Origin of the sequence: Rathayibacter tritici (assembly GCF_001641005.1) — a bacterium.
GTDB lineage: Bacteria > Actinomycetota > Actinomycetes > Actinomycetales > Microbacteriaceae > Rathayibacter > Rathayibacter tritici.
The window spans coordinates 1,242,041-1,258,111 of the sequence record NZ_CP015515.1 but is presented as its reverse complement, the minus strand read 5'-3'; the positions used below and the strand labels follow the sequence as shown (position 1 = coordinate 1,258,111).

Here is a 16,071-nt window from a genome sequence, read left to right as displayed (position 1 = left end):
CTTTCCCGTCGGCGAAACGCACCCCGCTCTCCGAAACGCACCCACCTCAACAGGCCGACCGCGCCGAGCCGGGCAGGGACCGGCTCGGAATCAACTCAGAACCAGTGGGATTCGCGGACGGCTTTCATGGCGGCGCGGCGGTCGTCCTTCGACAGGCGGTCGAGGTAGAGGCGTCCATCGAGGTGGTCGCATTCGTGTTGGAGGGCCTGGGCCATCAGACCGTCGCCTTCGAGGACGATGTCGTTGCCGTCGAGGTCGGTACCGCGGACTTTCGCGTGCGGGTAGCGGATCGCCGGGTACCAGAGGTTCGGGACGGAGAGGCAGCCTTCGTCCACGGGCTGCGGTTCTCCGTTGAGCTCGATGATCTCGGGGTTCAGGACGTAGCCGATCACGCCGTCGACGTTGTAGCTGAAGGCGCGGAGGTTGACGCCGATCTGGGGGGCGGCGACGCCGGCTCGTCCGGGCGGGCGGACGCTGTCGAGGAGGTCGTCGACGAGGCCGCGAACTCCGGCGTCGACCGTGTCGATCATCGAGGACGGGGTCTTCAGCACCGGGTCCCCGAAGATCCGGATCTGGCGTTCGGTCATGTGGTGCGCTCCCTCAGGGCCTCCTCCGCGCTCAGGAGGGCGTTCTCGACGACTTCGCTCGCTGCGGGGTGCGGCCAGTACTGGCTGCGGGCGAGTCCGCGGATGCCGATGCCGGCGCTGGCGGCGTGGACGAGCGGCTGAATGAGGATACTGGCCTGCGGCCCGATGATGTGCGCGCCGAGGAGGGCGCCGTCGAGTCCGACGACCAGGAGGCAGGCGCTGGAGTCGTCTTCGAGCGCCCAGCCGAATGCGGTGGAGCCGTACTCCTGGGTGACGGTGATCACGTCACGGCCCTGCTCGCGGGCTTGGGCGGCGCTGAGGCCGAAGTGGGCGATCTGCGGGTGGGCGAAGATCGCGCCCGGCACCGGCGAGAGCGTGTTCGAGAGCAGCTCCCGCGGGTGGAGGAGGTTGTGCGCGACGAGTCGCGCCTCGTGGTTGGCAACGTGTTTCAGCTGCCAGCGCGACGAGACGTCTCCGAGCGCGAAGAGCCCCGGCACGGGGCGCCCGCCGGAGAGCACGCGCTGTTCGGAGTCGACGCTGATCCGGCCGTCCTCGTGCAGGTCGATGCCAACAGTCGCGGCGGCGACAGTGTCGCTGTTGGCTTGGCGGCCGAGGGCCACCAGGAGCAGGTCGGTCTCGACCGTGGTGCCGTCCTCGAGGGCGACGTGCAGGCCGTCGTCGCGGGCGTCCACGCTGTCGACGCTCACGCCGGTCAGCACGGTGTAGCGCTCTGCGGCGATCGCGGTGAAGCGGCGGGCGACGTCCTCGTCGAGGGCGCGGAGGAGCCGGTCGCTGCGGACGGCGACGGTGACCGCGGTGCCGAAGGAGGAGAAGACATGCGCGAACTCGACGGCGACCGCGCCTCCGCCGAGGATCAGCATCCGCTCGGGGAGCTCGTCGAGCCGCATCACGGAGGAGGAGTCATGGATGCGCGGGTCGGGCTCGTAGGCCGCGAGGAGGGGCCGCGGCCGAGAACCGGCGGCGATGACCACCTGCGGAGCGCTGATGCGCGCTCCGCTCGCGCTGGCGAGAACGTGCGGCCGGACGCCGTCGCCGAGGGATTCGAAGCCGAAGCTCTCGCGCAGGACCGTCACGTTCGGGGAGCGCTGGTCGCGGTACTCGAAGCCGCCCTCGCTGATCGCGTCGATCCGACCGAAAACCCGATCGCGGACCTCGGCCCACTCGGGGCGCTGGAGCCGGGAGCGCACGCCGATCCGCTCGCCCTGGTCGACGTCGGTGACGACATCGGCGACGTGGACGAACATCTTCGTGGGGATACAGCCCGCGTTGAGGCAGGTGCCGCCGAACCACTCGCCGTCGTCGAGGATCGCGACCCGCAGGTCGTCGAACTCGGGTCCGACGATCGAGTTGCCGGATCCCGCGCCGATCACGATCAGGTCGAAGGCGTCGATCCGGCTGGTGTCACCCCGAGTGACATCGACAAGATCAGACACGCCGAACCGGCATCCCTTCGACGACGAGCGCGGCGAGCAGGCGCGCCGCCTCCTTCGTGCCCTCCCGCAGCTGCTCCCACTTCACGACGGACCCGGCGGCGAGTACGGGGTCGTACGGGATGCGGACGATGTCGCGGACGCGGGAGCGGAAGTGCGACTCGATCTCCTCCAGCTTGACCAGGCTCGTGCCCTGCGTCGCCGTGTTGAGCGCGACGACCGCGTTGCGCACCAGGTCGCCGTAGCCGTTCGCGTCGAGCCAGGTGAGGGTCTCGGAGGCGAGGCGCGCCTCGTCGACGCTGCCGCCCGAGACGATCACGACGGTATCCGCTCGCTGCAGCGTCGGCCGCATCACCGAGTGCACGATCCCCGTGCCGCAGTCGGTGAGCATGATCGAGTAGAAGCGCTCGACCAGGTCGGCGACGACGTTGTAGTCGTTCTCGTCGAACGCCTCGGAGAGCTGCGGGTCGGTGTCCGAGGCGAGAACGTCGAGGCGGGTCTCGTCGCGCGAGACCATCGTCGAGAACTCGGTGAAGCCGGTCACGCCGGCGGCGCGGTTCACGACGTCGCGGACCGTCGCCCGCGTCTGCTTCGGCACGCGCTCGGCCAGCGTGCCGCGGTCCGGGTTGGCGTCCACGGCGATGATGCGGTCCTCACGGGCATCGGCGAGGGCCATGCCGAGCAGCGTCGTAACCGTGGTCTTGCCGACGCCGCCCTTGCGAGTCATGACCGGGACGAAGCGGGTGCCGCCCTCGAACTGCCGACCGATCCGCTCATCCATCGCCTTCCACGCCTTCACTTTGGCGGAGTCGCCGAGGTTGACCGTGTGGAAGCTGACGCCATACAGGAAGCGGTGCCAGCCGCCGGTGGGGGCGGGCCGCGTCTTGCGGTTGACCTCGAGCAGCCGGTCCGGCGTGAGCATCGACGCCGACTCGGGTGCCGCTGCGCTCGGCTCAGTCGGAGTGGGAGCCGCGCTCGAAGACTCGGCACGGAGGCGGTCGCGGCGGGTGGGTCCGGCGGCGTGCTCGCCCGCGGGCTCGTCGGGCGCCGGCAGCGGGGCCCGGGTCGGGATGCCTGCCGTGACGGGTCCGTGCGCGACCGGTCCGTGCGCGGCAGGAGCGGGCGCGTCGGGAATGCGCGCCGAACCAGGAGTGGGCTCCGGCGGCAGGAGGGCGTGCGAGCGGGTGGGCGGTAGGCCGAGGCGGCCGACATCGATCGCCTCTTCGTCCTCGACGGGCGCGGGAGCGGTGGAGCGGCGCCGCGGGCCGGGCGGAGTGATTCGCACCCCGTCGGGCAGGAGGGTCGGTGCGGTGTCGGTCGGCCGCGGAGAGTACTGACCCGACTCCCGGGCCGCGTCCAGGGCGGTTCGCGGTGTGGGACCGGTCTCGGTGTCGGGCTGTTCGTCGTTGCGCTCATCCATGCGAACGAGCCTCCTTCCGCTTGCGATGAGTGTACCGGCGGGCTCGGATCGCACCGGGCGGCTTGGTCGGAGCCCGCCGCTGCTGCTAGTGGGACGCGCCTGCGCAGGCCCCGCGGACGACGTGTGCAGACAACGGTTAGGTTCTGCCGCCCGGGGGAACGTAAAGTAGTCAGCCATGCATGTACTCAGCGTGAGCTCCCTCAAGGGCGGCGTCGGCAAGACCACGGTGACCCTCGGCCTTGCATCCGCGGCGTTCTCGAAGGGCCTGCGAACGCTGGTCGTCGACCTCGATCCCCAGTCAGATGTGTCGACCGGAATGGACATCAATGTCGCCGGTCACCTCAACATCGCCGATGTCCTGACGTCGCCGAAGGAGAAGATCGTCCGCTCGGCGATCGCTCCCTCCGGTTGGACCAAGGAGCACCACGGCACGATCGACGTCCTGATCGGCAGCCCGTCCGCGATCAACTTCGACGGACCGCATCCCAGCATCCGCGACATCTGGAAGCTCGAGGAGGCCCTCGCCAGCGTCGAGGCCGACTACGACCTCGTTCTGATCGACTGCGCCCCCTCGCTCAACGCGCTCACCCGCACGGCGTGGGCGGCGAGTGACCGCGTGGCCGTCGTCACTGAGCCCGGCCTGTTCTCGGTGGCCGCCGCCGACCGTGCGCTGCGGGCGATCGAGGAGATCCGGCGCGGCCTGAGCCCGCGCCTGCAGCCACTCGGCATCATCGTCAACCGCGCTCGCGTCCAGTCGCTCGAGCACCAGTTCCGGATCAAGGAGCTGCGTGACATGTTCGGGCCGCTCGTGCTCAGCCCGCAGCTGCCCGAGCGGACCTCGCTTCAGCAGGCGCAGGGCGCGGCGAAGCCCGTCCACGTCTGGCCCGGTGAGAGCGCGCAGGAGATGGCGCACAACTTCGATCTGCTGCTCGACCGGGTCATCAGGACCGGCCGCATCGGCGAGCAGGTGTCGGCCGCTCAGTAGTGGCCGGCGGCGGCGTACCGGGACCGGGAGAAGAGCCAGCCCTCTCAGCCGGCGCGGCGGGAGGCGCGGCGCTGCGCGAGTTCGTCGGTGGGATCGACCGACTGGTGGTCGAGTTCGACCAGGCTCGACTCGACCTCACGGAGCACCTTGCCGACGGCGATACCGAAAACGCCCTGGCCCCGGCTGAGCAGGTCGATGACCTCGTCGTCCGACGTGCAGAGGTAGACGCTCGCGCCGTCGCTCATCAGTGTCGTCTGCGCGAGATCATCGACTCCGGACTCGCGGAGCTGCGTGACGGCCGTGCGGATCTGCTGGAGCGAGATACCGGTGTCGAGGAGACGCTTGACGAGCTTCAGGACGAGAATGTCGCGGAAGCCGTAGAGGCGCTGTGTGCCGGAGCCGGAGGCGCCGCGGACGGTGGGCTCGACGAGCCCGGTGCGGGCCCAGTAGTCGAGCTGGCGGTAGGTGATGCCGGCAGCGCGGGCCGCGACGGCCCCTCGGTAGCCAGCGTCGGCGTCGAGTTCGGGCAGTCCGTCGGTAAACAGGAGGAGGTCGCGCTGGCCGCTGACGTCGCGGCTGACTTCTCTCATCCCTGTGCCTTTCGGATCCGGACGCCGGATCCTCCGAACGCGCTCCCTACCGTACCGACCGGGACCGGCCGAGTAAACGACATCGGCCTCGGGGTCGCGGCGTGTCGCACGGGGCCCTCCGCTGCGGGCGGAGCGGCGCTCACGAGCGGGCGATCCGCGAGAGGGCGCTGCGCACCATCGCCCCGCGGATCGTGCCCAGCTGGGCGGCCAGGCTCACCGCGTTCTCGGCGGCGCCGGCCGACCCCGAAGCCTCGCCGCGGCGCGCACTCGAGGCGACGACGCTCTCGATGAGGGACATTTCGCGTTCGACGGCGACCCGCAGCGGTCGGAGGTGGCGCGGCTCGATGCCCGAGCGGCCGAGGTCGACGAGTGCCTTGAGCGTTGTCACGGCCTCGTCGCCGAACACGTCCCCGCCTCGCACGAGACCCGCGGCGATCGCCTCCTGAACGAGGGCGGGCGTGGCGCCGGACTCGGCCACCAGCCCTTGCCTGGTCAGCCGGGTGGCCGGGCCGAGGAGCGAGGCTCCAGGACCCCCGACGCCCGCGGGCAGCGTGGGCTCGCGTCCGGCATCGATGTCGTCGAGGTATCCGCGGATCACTTTGAGCGGCAGGTAGTGGTCACGCTGCAGCGCGAGGATCATCCGGAGTCGCTCGACGTCGGACGGGGAGAACTTGCGGTACCCGGAGTCGGTGCGGGCCGGCGAGACGAGCCCCTGCTCCTCCAAGAAGCGCAACTTGGACGGGGTGACATCCGGGAACTCAGTGGTCAGCCGGGCCAGCACCTGCCCGATGCTCAGCAGAGCGGCGGAACCGGTGGGGAGGGCGCGCGCCGAGGAGCGGCCCACGGCTCACGCGTCCGGAGCAGCGACGAGGTCGGCGCGGGACGCGTAGAAGGTGAGGCGGAACTTGCCGACCTGCACCTCGGAGCCGTCGGTGAGGATCGCGGACTCGATCCGAACCCCGTCGAAGTAGGTGCCGTTCAGGGAGCCGAGGTCGTGGACCTCGAAGGAGGTGCCCCGACGAACGAACTCCGCGTGCCGACGCGAGACCGTGACGTCGTCGAGGAAGATGCCCGCGTCGGGGTGACGGCCGACCGTCGTCGAGTCGGTGTCGAGGAGGAACCGGGCGCCGGTGTTGGGCCCGCGACGCACGACGAGCAGCGCCGAGCCGGAGGGCAGGGCACCGACGGCCTCGGCCTCCTCGCGGGACGCGCGGTTGTCGAGAGCGGCGAGCTGGGCGCCGATGTCGTCGGTGAACGTCAGAGTCGTCTCCGTCGACGGCTCACCGGGAACGGACTTGTGCTGGGCGGATGATGCTCCACCGACGGGCTCGACCAAGACGTACCTCCTATCCGCTCAGCGTATCCGAATCGTGACCCTCGCCGGACCCGTGAGCACCTGAGCGGACCCCGAGGACGAGGTCCCGGGTCTGCACGGCATAGACGACCCCGGCCCACCAGTAGAGGAACGCGCCCCAGAGCGCGAACGCCCAGGCGATGGGCAGGGAGGCGGGCGACAGCGCCGGGAAGGCCTGCCCCAGCATGATCAGCGGGAGGGCGTAGAAGAGGCAGAAGGTCGCGAATTTACCCAGGTGGTGCACGGGAAGCGGGCCGTAGCCGTGACTGGCCAGGACGACCGCCAGCACGACGAGCATGAGGTCGCGGGCCAGCAGCACCGCCACGAGCCACCAGGGCACCAGCCCACGGGCGGCGAGCCCCACAACGGTGGCGAAGATGTAGAGCCGGTCGGCGGCGGGATCGAGGACGCGGCCCAGGCGCGTCATCTGGTCGAAGCGGCGCGCGATCCAGCCGTCGAGGTAGTCGGTGAGGCTCGAGACGACGAGAGCGAGGAGCGCGAGGGCGTCCTCACCGGAGACAACCAGCACGAGGAAGACGGGCACCAGCGCCAGGCGCACCAGGCTGAGGACGTTCGGGACCGTCCAGATCCGGTCCTCACCGGTGCGTGCCATGCGCCCAGCCTAGGCGGGGCGTACTGCGGCGGGCTCAGCGCTTGTCGCGCCAGACGCGCTCGAAGGGCAGGCGCCAGGCGTGCGGAGCGATCAGCTGGTGGATCGCGTTCGGCCCCCAGGAGCCGGGCGCGTAGAGGCGGACGGGCGGCGGGTCCTGCAGAAGGGGCGCCGACACCTCCCACAGCCGCTCGATACCCTCGGCCGTCGTGAACAGGGTGTGGTCTCCGCGCATCGCGTCGAGGATCAGGCGCTCGTAGGCCTCGAGCGCGTCGCCGGCGCGATCGGTCTCCTGCAGCGCGAACTGCATGCTCAGCTTGTCCAACCGCATCCCGGGGCCCGGCCGCTTCCCGTAGAAGGAGAGCGAGACCTTCGAGGCGTCGGCGAGGTCGAACGTGAGGTGGTCGGGGCCGTGCGCGCCGACTCCGGAGCCCTGGGGGAACATGCTCTTCGGCGGCTCGCGGAACGCGATCGAGATGATGCGCTGGCCCTCCGCCATCCGCTTGCCGGTGCGGAGGTAGAACGGGACACCGGCCCAGCGCCAATTGTCGATCTCGCACTTCAGCGCGACGAAGGTGTCGGTCTCGGAGTCGGCGGCGACGCCGGGCTCGTCACGGTAGCCGATGTACTGGCCCCGCACGACGTTCTCGGGGTTCAGCGGGCGCATCGAGCGGAAGACCTTGTTCTTCTCCTCGCTGATCGCCTGCGGCTCGAGCGCGGTCGGCGGCTCCATCGCCATGAAGGCGAGCACCTGGAAGAGGTGGGTGACCACCATGTCCTTATAGGCGCCGGTCGACTCGTAGAACTCGGCGCGGCGGTCCAGCGTGAGGCGCTCGGGGATGTCGATCTGAACGTGATCGATGAAGTTGCGGTTCCAGATCGGCTCGAACAGGCCATTGGCGAAGCGGAAGGCGAGGATGTTCTGCGCCGGCTCCTTGCCGAGGAAGTGGTCGATCCGGAAGATCTGCTCCTCGCCGAAGGTCTCGTGCAGCTCGGCGTTGAGCACGACGGCGCTCTCGAGGTCGACGCCGAACGGCTTCTCCATGATGATCCGCGACCGCTCGACCAGGCCGGCTTCGGCGAGCATTCGCACGACCGAGAGCGCCGCCCTGGGCGGAACGCTGAGGTGGTGCAGGCGGCTGACGTCCGGGCCCAGGACCGCCTCGGCGTCGGTCACGGCGGCCGCCAGTGCGGCGGGGCCGGCGGACTGCGGGACGTAGCGGAGCTTGGAGGCGAATTCATCCCACTGCGCCGGCGTGAGGGAGCGGCTGCCGAACTCGTCGTAGGCGAGCTTCGCGAAGGCACGGAACGAGTCGTCGTCGTGCTCTTCGAGCGAGGTACCGACGATCTGCAGATCGGGAGCGAGGGAGGAGAGCGCGAGGTGGGCCATGCCCGGGATGAGCTTGCGCCGGGCCAGATCGCCGACAGCGCCGAACAGCACGACGACGTGAGGTGCTGCCTGCTCGGTCTGAACGGCGGGAGCGGAGGGTGCGGTTGTCACGGTCACTCCTTGATCATTCCAGTTCGGATCGTGACCGCGGCGTCGTGTGCTGGATACGCGCCGCCGCTAAGGTCTCTCCCGTGCCTTCGTTCTCCGACGCGTCCGCCGCACCCGCCTCCTCCGCCGCCCCGTCCTCCGCCGACGGGACGACCGCGCCCGTGCTCGAGGAGAGGATCCGCGCCGACGTCCATCTTCTGGGCGAACTGCTCGGCCAGGTCCTGCGCGAATCGGGTGAGCCCGCGCTCTACGAGGACGTGGAGCGCCTCAGGGCTCTGACGATCAGCGCCTACGACAGCGGCGACGCGGCGGGGACGGCCGAGGCGGAGGAGTTCGTGGCCTCGCTCTCGCTCGAGCGCGCCGAGGAGGTGGCCCGAGCCTTCACCTGCTACTTCCATCTCGTCAACGTGGCGGAGGAGTTCCACCGGGTGCGGGTGCTGCGCCGCCGCGAGGCGGATGCAGGCGCGCAGTCGCCGGAGGATTCGATCCTCGCCTCGATGCGCCGCCTCACCGGCGAGCTCGGCGAGGCCGAGGCGTTCGCACGCCTCTCCCGCCTGGAGTTCCGCCCCGTTCTGACGGCGCACCCGACCGAGGCCCGCCGTCGTGCGGTTGCCTCGACCATCCGGCGCATCAGCGACCTGCTCGAGCAGCGCGACGATCCGCGCATGGGCGGAGTCGTGCTGGTCGAGATCCGTCGTCGGCTGCTGGCCGAGGTCGACACTCTCTGGCGCACGGCGCCGCTGCGCGAGTCGAAGCCGACTCCGCTGGACGAGGTGCGCACGGCGATGAGCGTGTTCGACGAGTCGCTGTTCTCGGTGCTCCCCCGGGTCTACCGCCGCCTCGACGACGCCCTGCTCGGTGAGGGCTCGGGCACGCGCGCGCCGGTCGCGCCGGCCTTCGTCCGCCTGGGCACCTGGATCGGCGGTGATCGCGACGGTAACCCGTTCGTCACGGCCGAGACGACCCTCGCGGCGGTCGACATCGCCTCGGAGCACGTCCTGATGGGCCTCGAGCGCGTCGCCCGTCGCGTGGGCCGCGCGCTGACGCTCGATGCGTCGACCACTCCGCCCTCCGCCGCCGTCGAGGCGCTCTGGGCGTCCTGCGTCGAGCGCGCCCCCGAGCTCGCCACCGACATCGCCGAGCGCTCCCCCAACGAGACGCACCGGCGGGTCCTGCTCTTCGCGGCCGAGCGCCTGGCCGCGACACGCTCCGAGGGGCCGCTGGCCTACTCCGCCGCCACCGAGCTGCTCGGCGAGCTGCGCACGCTGCAGGAGTCCCTGGTCGAGGCCGACGACGTCCGCGCGGCCTACGGCGACCTGCAGGACTTCGTCTGGCAGCTCGAGACCTTCGGCTTCCACCTGGCCGAGATCGAGGTGCGCCAGCACTCGAAGGTCCACCGCGAGACGATCGCCGCACTCCGCGCCGGCGAGGAGCTGGATGATCGTGGCCGCGAGGTCTTGGCGGTGTTCCGCGCGATCGCGAGGGTCCAGGAGCGCTTCGGCACCGGTGCCGCGCGGCGCTACATCGTCTCGTTCACGCAGTCGGCCGACGACCTCCGCACGGTCTTCGAGCTGGCGGAGGCGGCCACCGACGGCGAGCCGCCGATCATCGACGCGGTCCCGCTCTTCGAGACCTTCGCCGACCTCGACGCGTCCACCGACATCCTCGCCGAGATGATCCGCCTCCCTCAGGTGCAGGCGCGCCTCGCGGCGACGGGCAACCGCCTCGAGGTGATGCTGGGCTACTCCGACTCGTCGAAGGACGTCGGACCGGTCTCGGCGACGCTCGCGCTCTACGACGCGCAGGCGCGCATCGCGCAGTGGGCGGCCGACGAGGGGATCGTGCTGACGCTGTTCCACGGTCGCGGCGGCGCGCTCGGTCGCGGCGGCGGGCCGGCCAACCGTGCCGTGCTCGCGCAGCCGCCGGGATCGGTGGACGGCCGCTTCAAGCTGACGGAGCAGGGCGAGGTCATCTTCGCCCGCTACGGCAACCCGGACATCGCGACCCGGCACATCGAGCAGGTGGCGGGCGCGACGCTGCTCGCCTCCTCCCCCGCGGTCGGCGAGCGCAATGCCGCAGCCGCGGAGCGCTTCGCCGAGGTCGCCGCGACGATGGACCGCGAGTCGCGCCGCCGCTTCTTCGAGCTGGTGAAGGCCGACGGCTTCGCGCCGTGGTTCGCCCGGGTGACCCCGCAGGAGGAGGTGGGCCTGCTCGCGCTCGGCTCGCGTCCCGCCCGTCGCGGGCTCTCCGTCGAATCGCTCGAGGACCTGCGCGCGATCCCCTGGGTCTTCGCGTGGACGCAGGCCCGGGTCAACCTGACCGGCTGGTTCGGTCTGGGCAGTGCCCTCGAGGCGGTCGGCGACCTGGACCTGCTGCGCGAGGCCTACGCCTCCTGGCCGCTGTTCACGACAATGGTCGACAACGTCGAGATGTCGCTCGCGAAGACCGACGAGGGCATCGCCCGCCGCTACCTCGCCCTCGACTCCCGGGACGATCTCGCCGGGCTCGTGCTCGAGGAGATGGCGCTCACCCGCCGGTGGGTGCTCTCGATCACCGGCGAGGAGAGCCTGCTCACCGGCCACCGCGTGCTCGGCCGCGCGGTGCGGCTGCGCACCCCCTACGTCAACGCGCTCTCGCTCCTGCAGCTGCGGGCGCTGCGGGCGCTGCGCACCGACCCCGGAGGACCGGGGACAGAGCAGAACCAGCGGTTGCTGCTGCTCGCGGTCAACGGCGTCGCGGCGGGGTTGCAGAACACGGGCTGACCCCGCTCCGGAACGGCGGAACCCCCGGCGGCCTCACGGCTGACGGGGGTTCCGGCGCGTCTGCTGGCGGATCAGGCCTGCTGGGCGGCCTTCGCCTCCTCGTACTGACGGCGCACGTCGTCCATGTCGAGTCCACGGACCTGCTCGATGAGGGTGTCGAGAGCGGGGGCCGGCAGTGCGCCGGGCTGAGCCATCAGCGGAATGCCGTCGCGGTACACGACGAGGGTGGGGATGGAGGAGATGCCGTAGCTCGCGGCGAGCTGCTGCTGGTCCTCCGTGTCGACCTTCGCGAAGGTGATGTCGGCGTTCTTCTCGCTCGTGGCCTCGAAGACCGGAGCGAACTGCTTGCACGGGCCGCACCAGTCGGCCCAGAAGTCGATGAGGACGATGCCGTCGGCGATCGTCTGGTCGTGAGAGTCGAGGGTCATCGCAGTCGTAGCCATGCGGGGTGCAACCGGACTCCCCCGCGGCCTATTCCCGGAGGGGATCGAGGAGCTCGAGCAGCGTCCGCGGCCCGACGGCGGCCGCGCCGAGCGCCTCGATGCGTGCGACGAGACCGCGGTCGGCCGTGACGACGACCGCCGACTCCTGCCCGCCGACGAGGTCGACGATCGCGTCGTCGCCCGACCCTGCGGCCGTGTGCACGGCCACTCGGTCCTCCCCAGCGAGGAGAGCCGTGCGGGCGGCGCGCGCCGCTCCCTCGAGCACCACAGCGATACGCGGCCAGACCGTCTCGGCCTCGACTCCCAGAAGACGCCCGGGGACGCCGACGGCCGCGAGCCGAGCGAGAGCGGCGAGGAGGCGCTCAGCGGCTCCGGCGCGGTCCCGCCACCAGCCGTCGGGGCGCGAGCCGACCACGTTGGCGGCGTCCACGACGAGCACCGGGATCGAGGATCCGAGCGCGCGCAGACCCGGCCAGGCCGCTGCGAACCCGGGGTGCAGCGGCAGCGAGTCGACGTCCTCCGGCGCGACCCAGCGCAGCTCCGTGCTCTCGGCGTCGCTGATGCGCGGGACGAAATGCTCGCGGGCCTCGGCCAGGACGGTCGAGTAGCTCCACGGGCCGATCACGACCACGCTGGAGAGCACGGGCAGGATCAGTTCGGTGGGGACGCCCGCCTCCTCCTCCGACTCCCGGAGAGCGGCCTCGAACGCCGTCTCCTCCGGATGCCGGGCCCCGCCGGGCAGGCCCCACGTGTCGCCGAAGTGGCTCCAGCTGACGCGGTGCTGGAGCAGGACGCGGCCGGACGGATCACGCAGGAGCAGTCCGGCGGCGCCGAAGCGGCCCCAGAAGCGGCGCCCGTCGCCGATCTCGACCCAGCCGTCGCCGAGGGAGGCGTCGAAAGGGTGGCGCGGGAGCTCGGCGTCGGTGCCGGGGTCCTTTCTGGTCATGCCCTCCAGCCTCCCACACCGCGGTCACTGCCTCCGCCGCCGCCGACCTGGCACAATCGGACGATGCGCCGCCTGAGACTTCTCCGCCTCGCGACGCTCGCCTGGCTCGCGCTGATCGCACTGATCACGCTGACGCCCGCGCCGTACCCGGCAGGCGAGCCGAACTCGCTGATCCGCGGGATCATCGCCTTCCTCGCCTCGACTCCACTCACCGGCTGGTTCGACTTCGCAGTGGCGGAGTTCACCGCGAACGTGCTGCTCTTCGTGCCGCTCGGTGCGCTGATCGCCGCGCAGCTGCCGGCGGGGCGGCGCCTGGTGGCCGCGCCGATCGGGCTGGGAGTCTCGGTGGTCGTCGAGACGGCACAGCTGCTCTGGCTGCCCAGCCGTGTCGCCGATGTGCACGATCTGGTCTCGAACGGCAGCGGCTCGCTGATCGGCGCACTGCTGGTGATCGTGCTGCCACGCCTCTCCCCCCGCTCCCGCTCCCGGAAGGAATTCACCGCCCGTGCCCGCTGACACCCTCGTCGTTCTCAACCGCCCCTCCCTCGCCGCCGACCCGCACTCGCCGGGCGGACCCGCTTACCGCGTCGACGCGGGCGGGAGCGGCGACCTCGACGTCACCGACCTCGGATTCACCCGCGGAGACGGAGTGTTCGAGACGATCAATCTCGTCGACGGACGGCTGCAGGCCCTCGACGCTCATCTGGACCGGTTCGAGCGCTCGGCCCGCATGCTCGATCTGCCCCAGCCCGACCGAGCGGCGTGGGTTGAGGCGATCGCCGCGGCGGTCGCCGCGCACCCTCGCGTCGCCGAGGCGATGCTGAAGACGATCCTGACCCGCGGTGTCGAGGGCGGTGGTCGGCCGACCGGCGTCGTCTTCGTGCAGACCAGTCCGGACTTCGGCCCGGCCCGCCGCGACGGCGTCCGAGTGGTGCTGCTGGATCGGGGTCTGCGCTCGGACGTCCAGGAGACCTCGCCCTGGCTGCTCGCGGGAGCGAAGACGCTCTCCTACGCGGTGAACCGGGCGGCCTCGCGCGAGGCGGCCCGCCGCGGAGCGGACGATGCAGTGTTCGTCTCGAGCGACGGTTACCTGCTCGAGGGGCCGTCCGCGAACCTCGTCCTGCTGGCGACCGGCGAGCTGGTGACGCCCCCGCCGAGTCTCGGGCTGCTGCCCGGCACCACGCAGGCCGACCTGTTCGCGCTCGCTCCGGGCCTGGGCCTCGGCACGGCGGTCCGTCCGCTGCGCGCGGGCGACCTGGAGGCGGCGGACGCGGCGTGGTTGGTGTCCAGCGCACGCAACGCCGCTCCGATCCGCGCCGTCGACGGGGTCGATCGCCGCGTCGACCCGGACCTCTCGGCCCGGATCAACGCTGCGCTCCTCGCCCGCTGAGAGCCGCTCCGGCGACTCTCGTGGGCGAATGGGTCAGGAGAGGCCGTCGACGTCCGCAGGTCCGCGGCTGATCAGTCCGCCGCGGACGTGCTCGACGGTCGGGTCGAGCTGGACGGGCCCGCGCTCGTCGGCCGCCTCATCGTTGATGACGGCCGAGACGATGCCGCGCCAGTCGGTGCCCTCGGCCACGGCGTCCTCGGAGCCGACGCGGCGGGTGACGAACACGGCCTCCGACTCCTCGCCCGCGTGCGAGATGACGGCGAGCACACCGACGGTGCGGCCGCCCGGGTGCTCGATCCGCCACTCCTCGTGCCCGGACGGGACGAGCGAGAACTCCAGGCCGGCGTGCGGGAAGCCGGTGGGACGCAACTCGGACGGCGAGCCGCTCTGCGGGGGCGCGCCGCGCGTGGGCACACCGGTGCCCTCGCCGCTCGTCGTGCTCATGCCGACGTCGCCGCGGGTACCGCCGGCCCCGGAGCTGTCGTTCGCGGCGACCATACGGTCCTCGCCGCTCTGCAGGGCGTCGTCCGCTCCGGTGTAGATGCTGTCGTCTCGGTTCATGGGAACCTCCTTGTCGGCGGCCAGTGTAGGACCGCGGGGTGGGGTAGGACGCGGAGTGCCGGCGAGCGGGCCCCGTTTCGTAGACTGGGCGGATGCAGATCCCGGTGACCGGTGCCGTGCGGGTGGACGCCTGGCTCTGGGCGGTCCGTGTCTACAAGACCCGCTCCGCCGCGACGACCGCAGCGCGAGCCGGCCACATCCGCGTGAACGGGGAGCGGGCGAAGGCGGCGCAGACCGTGCGTGTCGGCGACGAGGTCCGCGCCCGCATCGGCGGGTTCGACCGGGAGCTGATCGTCCGGGGACTCGTGGTCAAGCGGGTCGGAGCGCCGGTCGCCGCCGAGTGCATGGAGGACCACACGCCGCCACCGCCACCCCGGGAGTCCGCCCCGGGCGTGATCGTCCGCGACCGCGGGGCGGGCCGCCCCACCAAGCGCGACCGGCGCGACATCGAGCGGCTCCGCGGGTTCTGACGCCTCGGCCGCTCAGGGAGCGAGGGCGCGCAGGCGCTCGAGCAGCCCCTCTGCCGCCTCGTCGAGGAAACGCTGCTGCAGCTCGTCGCCGACCTGCACGAGGGCGATGTCGGTGAAGCCCGCCTCGATGTAGGGCACGAAGCTCTGGGCGAGCTCGTCGAGGTCGGGTCCACAAGCGATCTGCTCGGCGACGTCCTCCGGCCGGACGAACTGGCTCGCTCCGGCGAATCCCGCGGGTGTGGGCAGGTCGGAGTTGACCGCCCAGCCGCCGGCGAACCAGCGGAACTGCTCGTGGGCGAGCGCCACGCCCTGCTCCTTATCGGGCGCCCAGCAGATCGGGATCTGGCCGATCGTGCGCGAGGGGGCGGCATCCGCGCCCCGGACCGAGGTCCACTGCGAGATCAGCTCGGCGTCGGCCTCGGTCGTGATCAGGTGGTCGCCGATCGGTGCGAAGCGCGCGATCGACTTCTCTCCGGAGACGGCGAGGCCGATCTGGACCGGCGTGTCCGGCAGGTCCCAGATGCGGGCCGAGTCGACGCGGAAGTACTCGCCCTCCCAGGTCACCAGCTCGCCGGTATGCAGCTCGCGGATGAGGTGCACGGCCTCCTCGAGCATGTCCTGGCGCACGGCAACCGAGGGCCAGCCTTCGCCGACGACGTGCTCGTTGAGGTTCTCGCCCGAGCCCAGGCCCAGGGTGAAGCGGTCGTCCGAGAGGATCGCGAGCGTGGCCGCCTTCTGCGCGACCACGGCGGGGTGGTAGCGGATGGTCGGCGCCGTGACGTACGTCGTGAGGTCGATGGTCGAGGTCGCCTGCGCGACGGCACCGAGCAGGGTCCAGGCGTACGAGGCGTGCCCCTGCTCCGTCAGCCAGGGCGAGTAGTGGTCGCTCGAAACCGCGAACTCGAAGCCGAGTCGCTCGGCGTCGACCGCGTAGCCCACCAGCTGCTTGGGTCCGCTCTGCTCGGTCATCAGGGTGTAGCCGAATCTCACCATCGTCCGTCCTC

General features: G+C 71.4%; 17 protein-coding genes. 5 read left to right on the top strand and 12 right to left on the bottom strand.

The genetic code is table 11. The features are described from left to right. Window positions 1-95 precede the first annotated feature (95 nt). From def to A6122_RS05710, 3 genes are read right to left on the bottom strand one after another with little or no spacing between them, the layout of a single operon-like run. Window positions 96-587: a peptide deformylase gene (gene def, locus A6122_RS05720; protein WP_068252611.1), complete on the bottom strand. Its 492-nt coding sequence runs from the start codon at window positions 585-587 to the stop codon at window positions 96-98. Then, complete coding sequence (locus A6122_RS05715) at window positions 584-2,041, bottom strand: mycothione reductase (protein ID WP_068252608.1); 1,458 nt, start codon at window positions 2,039-2,041, stop codon at window positions 584-586. The genes def and A6122_RS05715 overlap by 4 nt, the downstream gene beginning before the upstream one ends. Then, window positions 2,034-3,458 (bottom strand): MinD/ParA family ATP-binding protein, encoded by a 1,425-nt coding sequence (locus tag A6122_RS05710; RefSeq protein WP_084415844.1) that lies wholly within the window; start codon window positions 3,456-3,458, stop codon window positions 2,034-2,036. Before A6122_RS05710 ends, A6122_RS05715 begins: the two co-directional genes overlap by 8 nt. 175 nt (window positions 3,459-3,633) lie before the next feature. On the opposite strand from A6122_RS05710, the gene A6122_RS05705 reads away from it, so the two are divergent. Continuing rightward, a complete protein-coding gene (locus A6122_RS05705; RefSeq protein ID WP_068252605.1) occupies window positions 3,634-4,443 on the top strand; it encodes a ParA family protein in 810 nt (269 codons plus the stop codon). A gap of 44 nt (window positions 4,444-4,487) precedes the next feature. On the opposite strand, the gene A6122_RS05700 is transcribed toward A6122_RS05705, so the two are convergent. The 5 genes from A6122_RS05700 to zwf form a co-directional block, all read right to left on the bottom strand. Then, entirely contained in the window at window positions 4,488-5,033 is a 546-nt protein-coding gene (locus tag A6122_RS05700) for a MerR family transcriptional regulator (protein ID WP_068252604.1), read from the bottom strand. Window positions 5,034-5,172: 139 nt separating this feature from the next. Further along, on the bottom strand, window positions 5,173-5,877 hold the full coding sequence (gene ftsR, locus A6122_RS05695; protein WP_068252603.1) for a transcriptional regulator FtsR: 705 nt from the start codon (window positions 5,875-5,877) through the stop codon (window positions 5,173-5,175). Between the two features lie 3 nt (window positions 5,878-5,880). Continuing rightward, entirely contained in the window at window positions 5,881-6,369 is a 489-nt protein-coding gene (locus tag A6122_RS05690) for an FHA domain-containing protein (RefSeq protein WP_068252601.1), read from the bottom strand. A gap of 10 nt (window positions 6,370-6,379) precedes the next feature. After that, window positions 6,380-7,000: a CDP-alcohol phosphatidyltransferase family protein gene (locus A6122_RS05685; protein ID WP_068252600.1), complete on the bottom strand. Its 621-nt coding sequence runs from the start codon at window positions 6,998-7,000 to the stop codon at window positions 6,380-6,382. 34 nt (window positions 7,001-7,034) lie between these two features. Further along, entirely contained in the window at window positions 7,035-8,498 is a 1,464-nt protein-coding gene (gene zwf / locus A6122_RS05680) for a glucose-6-phosphate dehydrogenase (protein ID WP_068257126.1), read from the bottom strand. Between the two features lie 80 nt (window positions 8,499-8,578). Between zwf and A6122_RS05675 the strand changes: the two genes are divergently transcribed. Beyond that, a complete protein-coding gene (locus A6122_RS05675) occupies window positions 8,579-11,257 on the top strand; it encodes a phosphoenolpyruvate carboxylase (protein WP_084415843.1) in 2,679 nt (892 codons plus the stop codon). Window positions 11,258-11,328: 71 nt separating this feature from the next. Here A6122_RS05675 and trxA read toward each other — a convergent pair whose 3' ends face one another. After that, entirely contained in the window at window positions 11,329-11,700 is a 372-nt protein-coding gene (gene trxA / locus A6122_RS05670) for a thioredoxin (RefSeq protein ID WP_068252599.1), read from the bottom strand. Between the two features lie 28 nt (window positions 11,701-11,728). Continuing rightward, on the bottom strand, window positions 11,729-12,646 hold the full coding sequence (locus A6122_RS05665) for an NUDIX hydrolase (RefSeq protein ID WP_068252595.1): 918 nt from the start codon (window positions 12,644-12,646) through the stop codon (window positions 11,729-11,731). A 63-nt stretch (window positions 12,647-12,709) separates the two neighbouring features. Between A6122_RS05665 and A6122_RS05660 the strand changes: the two genes are divergently transcribed. After that, entirely contained in the window at window positions 12,710-13,162 is a 453-nt protein-coding gene (locus A6122_RS05660) for a VanZ family protein (RefSeq protein ID WP_084415842.1), read from the top strand. Continuing rightward, complete coding sequence (locus tag A6122_RS05655; protein WP_068252592.1) at window positions 13,152-14,036, top strand: aminotransferase class IV; 885 nt, start codon at window positions 13,152-13,154, stop codon at window positions 14,034-14,036. The genes A6122_RS05660 and A6122_RS05655 overlap by 11 nt, the downstream gene beginning before the upstream one ends. A 33-nt stretch (window positions 14,037-14,069) precedes the next feature. Here the strand turns inward: A6122_RS05655 and A6122_RS05650 are convergent, their stop codons facing one another. Further along, on the bottom strand, window positions 14,070-14,597 hold the full coding sequence (locus A6122_RS05650) for a hypothetical protein (protein WP_068252589.1): 528 nt from the start codon (window positions 14,595-14,597) through the stop codon (window positions 14,070-14,072). 92 nt (window positions 14,598-14,689) lie between these two features. Between A6122_RS05650 and A6122_RS05645 the strand changes: the two genes are divergently transcribed. Continuing rightward, the gene (locus tag A6122_RS05645) at window positions 14,690-15,067 is read left to right on the top strand and encodes an RNA-binding S4 domain-containing protein (protein ID WP_068252586.1); all 378 of its coding nucleotides are present in this window, start codon (window positions 14,690-14,692) and stop codon (window positions 15,065-15,067) included. Between the two features lie 12 nt (window positions 15,068-15,079). Here A6122_RS05645 and A6122_RS05640 read toward each other — a convergent pair whose 3' ends face one another. Beyond that, on the bottom strand, window positions 15,080-16,060 hold the full coding sequence (locus A6122_RS05640; protein ID WP_068252584.1) for a TIGR03557 family F420-dependent LLM class oxidoreductase: 981 nt from the start codon (window positions 16,058-16,060) through the stop codon (window positions 15,080-15,082). Window positions 16,061-16,071 lie beyond the last annotated feature (11 nt).

Excerpts from the sequence above, each read along its gene's own strand:
- trxA (WP_068252599.1), bottom strand. The coding sequence starts at position 11,700 with ATGGCTACGACTGCGATGACCCTCGACTCTCACGACCAGACGATCGCC.
- A6122_RS05660 (WP_084415842.1), top strand. The coding sequence starts at position 12,710 with ATGCGCCGCCTGAGACTTCTCCGCCTCGCGACGCTCGCCTGGCTCGCG.
- A6122_RS05710 (WP_084415844.1), bottom strand. The coding sequence starts at position 3,458 with ATGGATGAGCGCAACGACGAACAGCCCGACACCGAGACCGGTCCCACA.
- A6122_RS05700 (WP_068252604.1), bottom strand. The coding sequence starts at position 5,033 with ATGAGAGAAGTCAGCCGCGACGTCAGCGGCCAGCGCGACCTCCTCCTG.
- A6122_RS05665 (WP_068252595.1), bottom strand. The coding sequence starts at position 12,646 with ATGACCAGAAAGGACCCCGGCACCGACGCCGAGCTCCCGCGCCACCCT.
- A6122_RS05685 (WP_068252600.1), bottom strand. The coding sequence starts at position 7,000 with ATGGCACGCACCGGTGAGGACCGGATCTGGACGGTCCCGAACGTCCTC.
- A6122_RS05650 (WP_068252589.1), bottom strand. The coding sequence starts at position 14,597 with ATGAACCGAGACGACAGCATCTACACCGGAGCGGACGACGCCCTGCAG.
- def (WP_068252611.1), bottom strand. The coding sequence starts at position 587 with ATGACCGAACGCCAGATCCGGATCTTCGGGGACCCGGTGCTGAAGACC.
- A6122_RS05705 (WP_068252605.1), top strand. The coding sequence starts at position 3,634 with ATGCATGTACTCAGCGTGAGCTCCCTCAAGGGCGGCGTCGGCAAGACC.
- A6122_RS05645 (WP_068252586.1), top strand. The coding sequence starts at position 14,690 with ATGCAGATCCCGGTGACCGGTGCCGTGCGGGTGGACGCCTGGCTCTGG.
- A6122_RS05640 (WP_068252584.1), bottom strand. The coding sequence starts at position 16,060 with ATGGTGAGATTCGGCTACACCCTGATGACCGAGCAGAGCGGACCCAAG.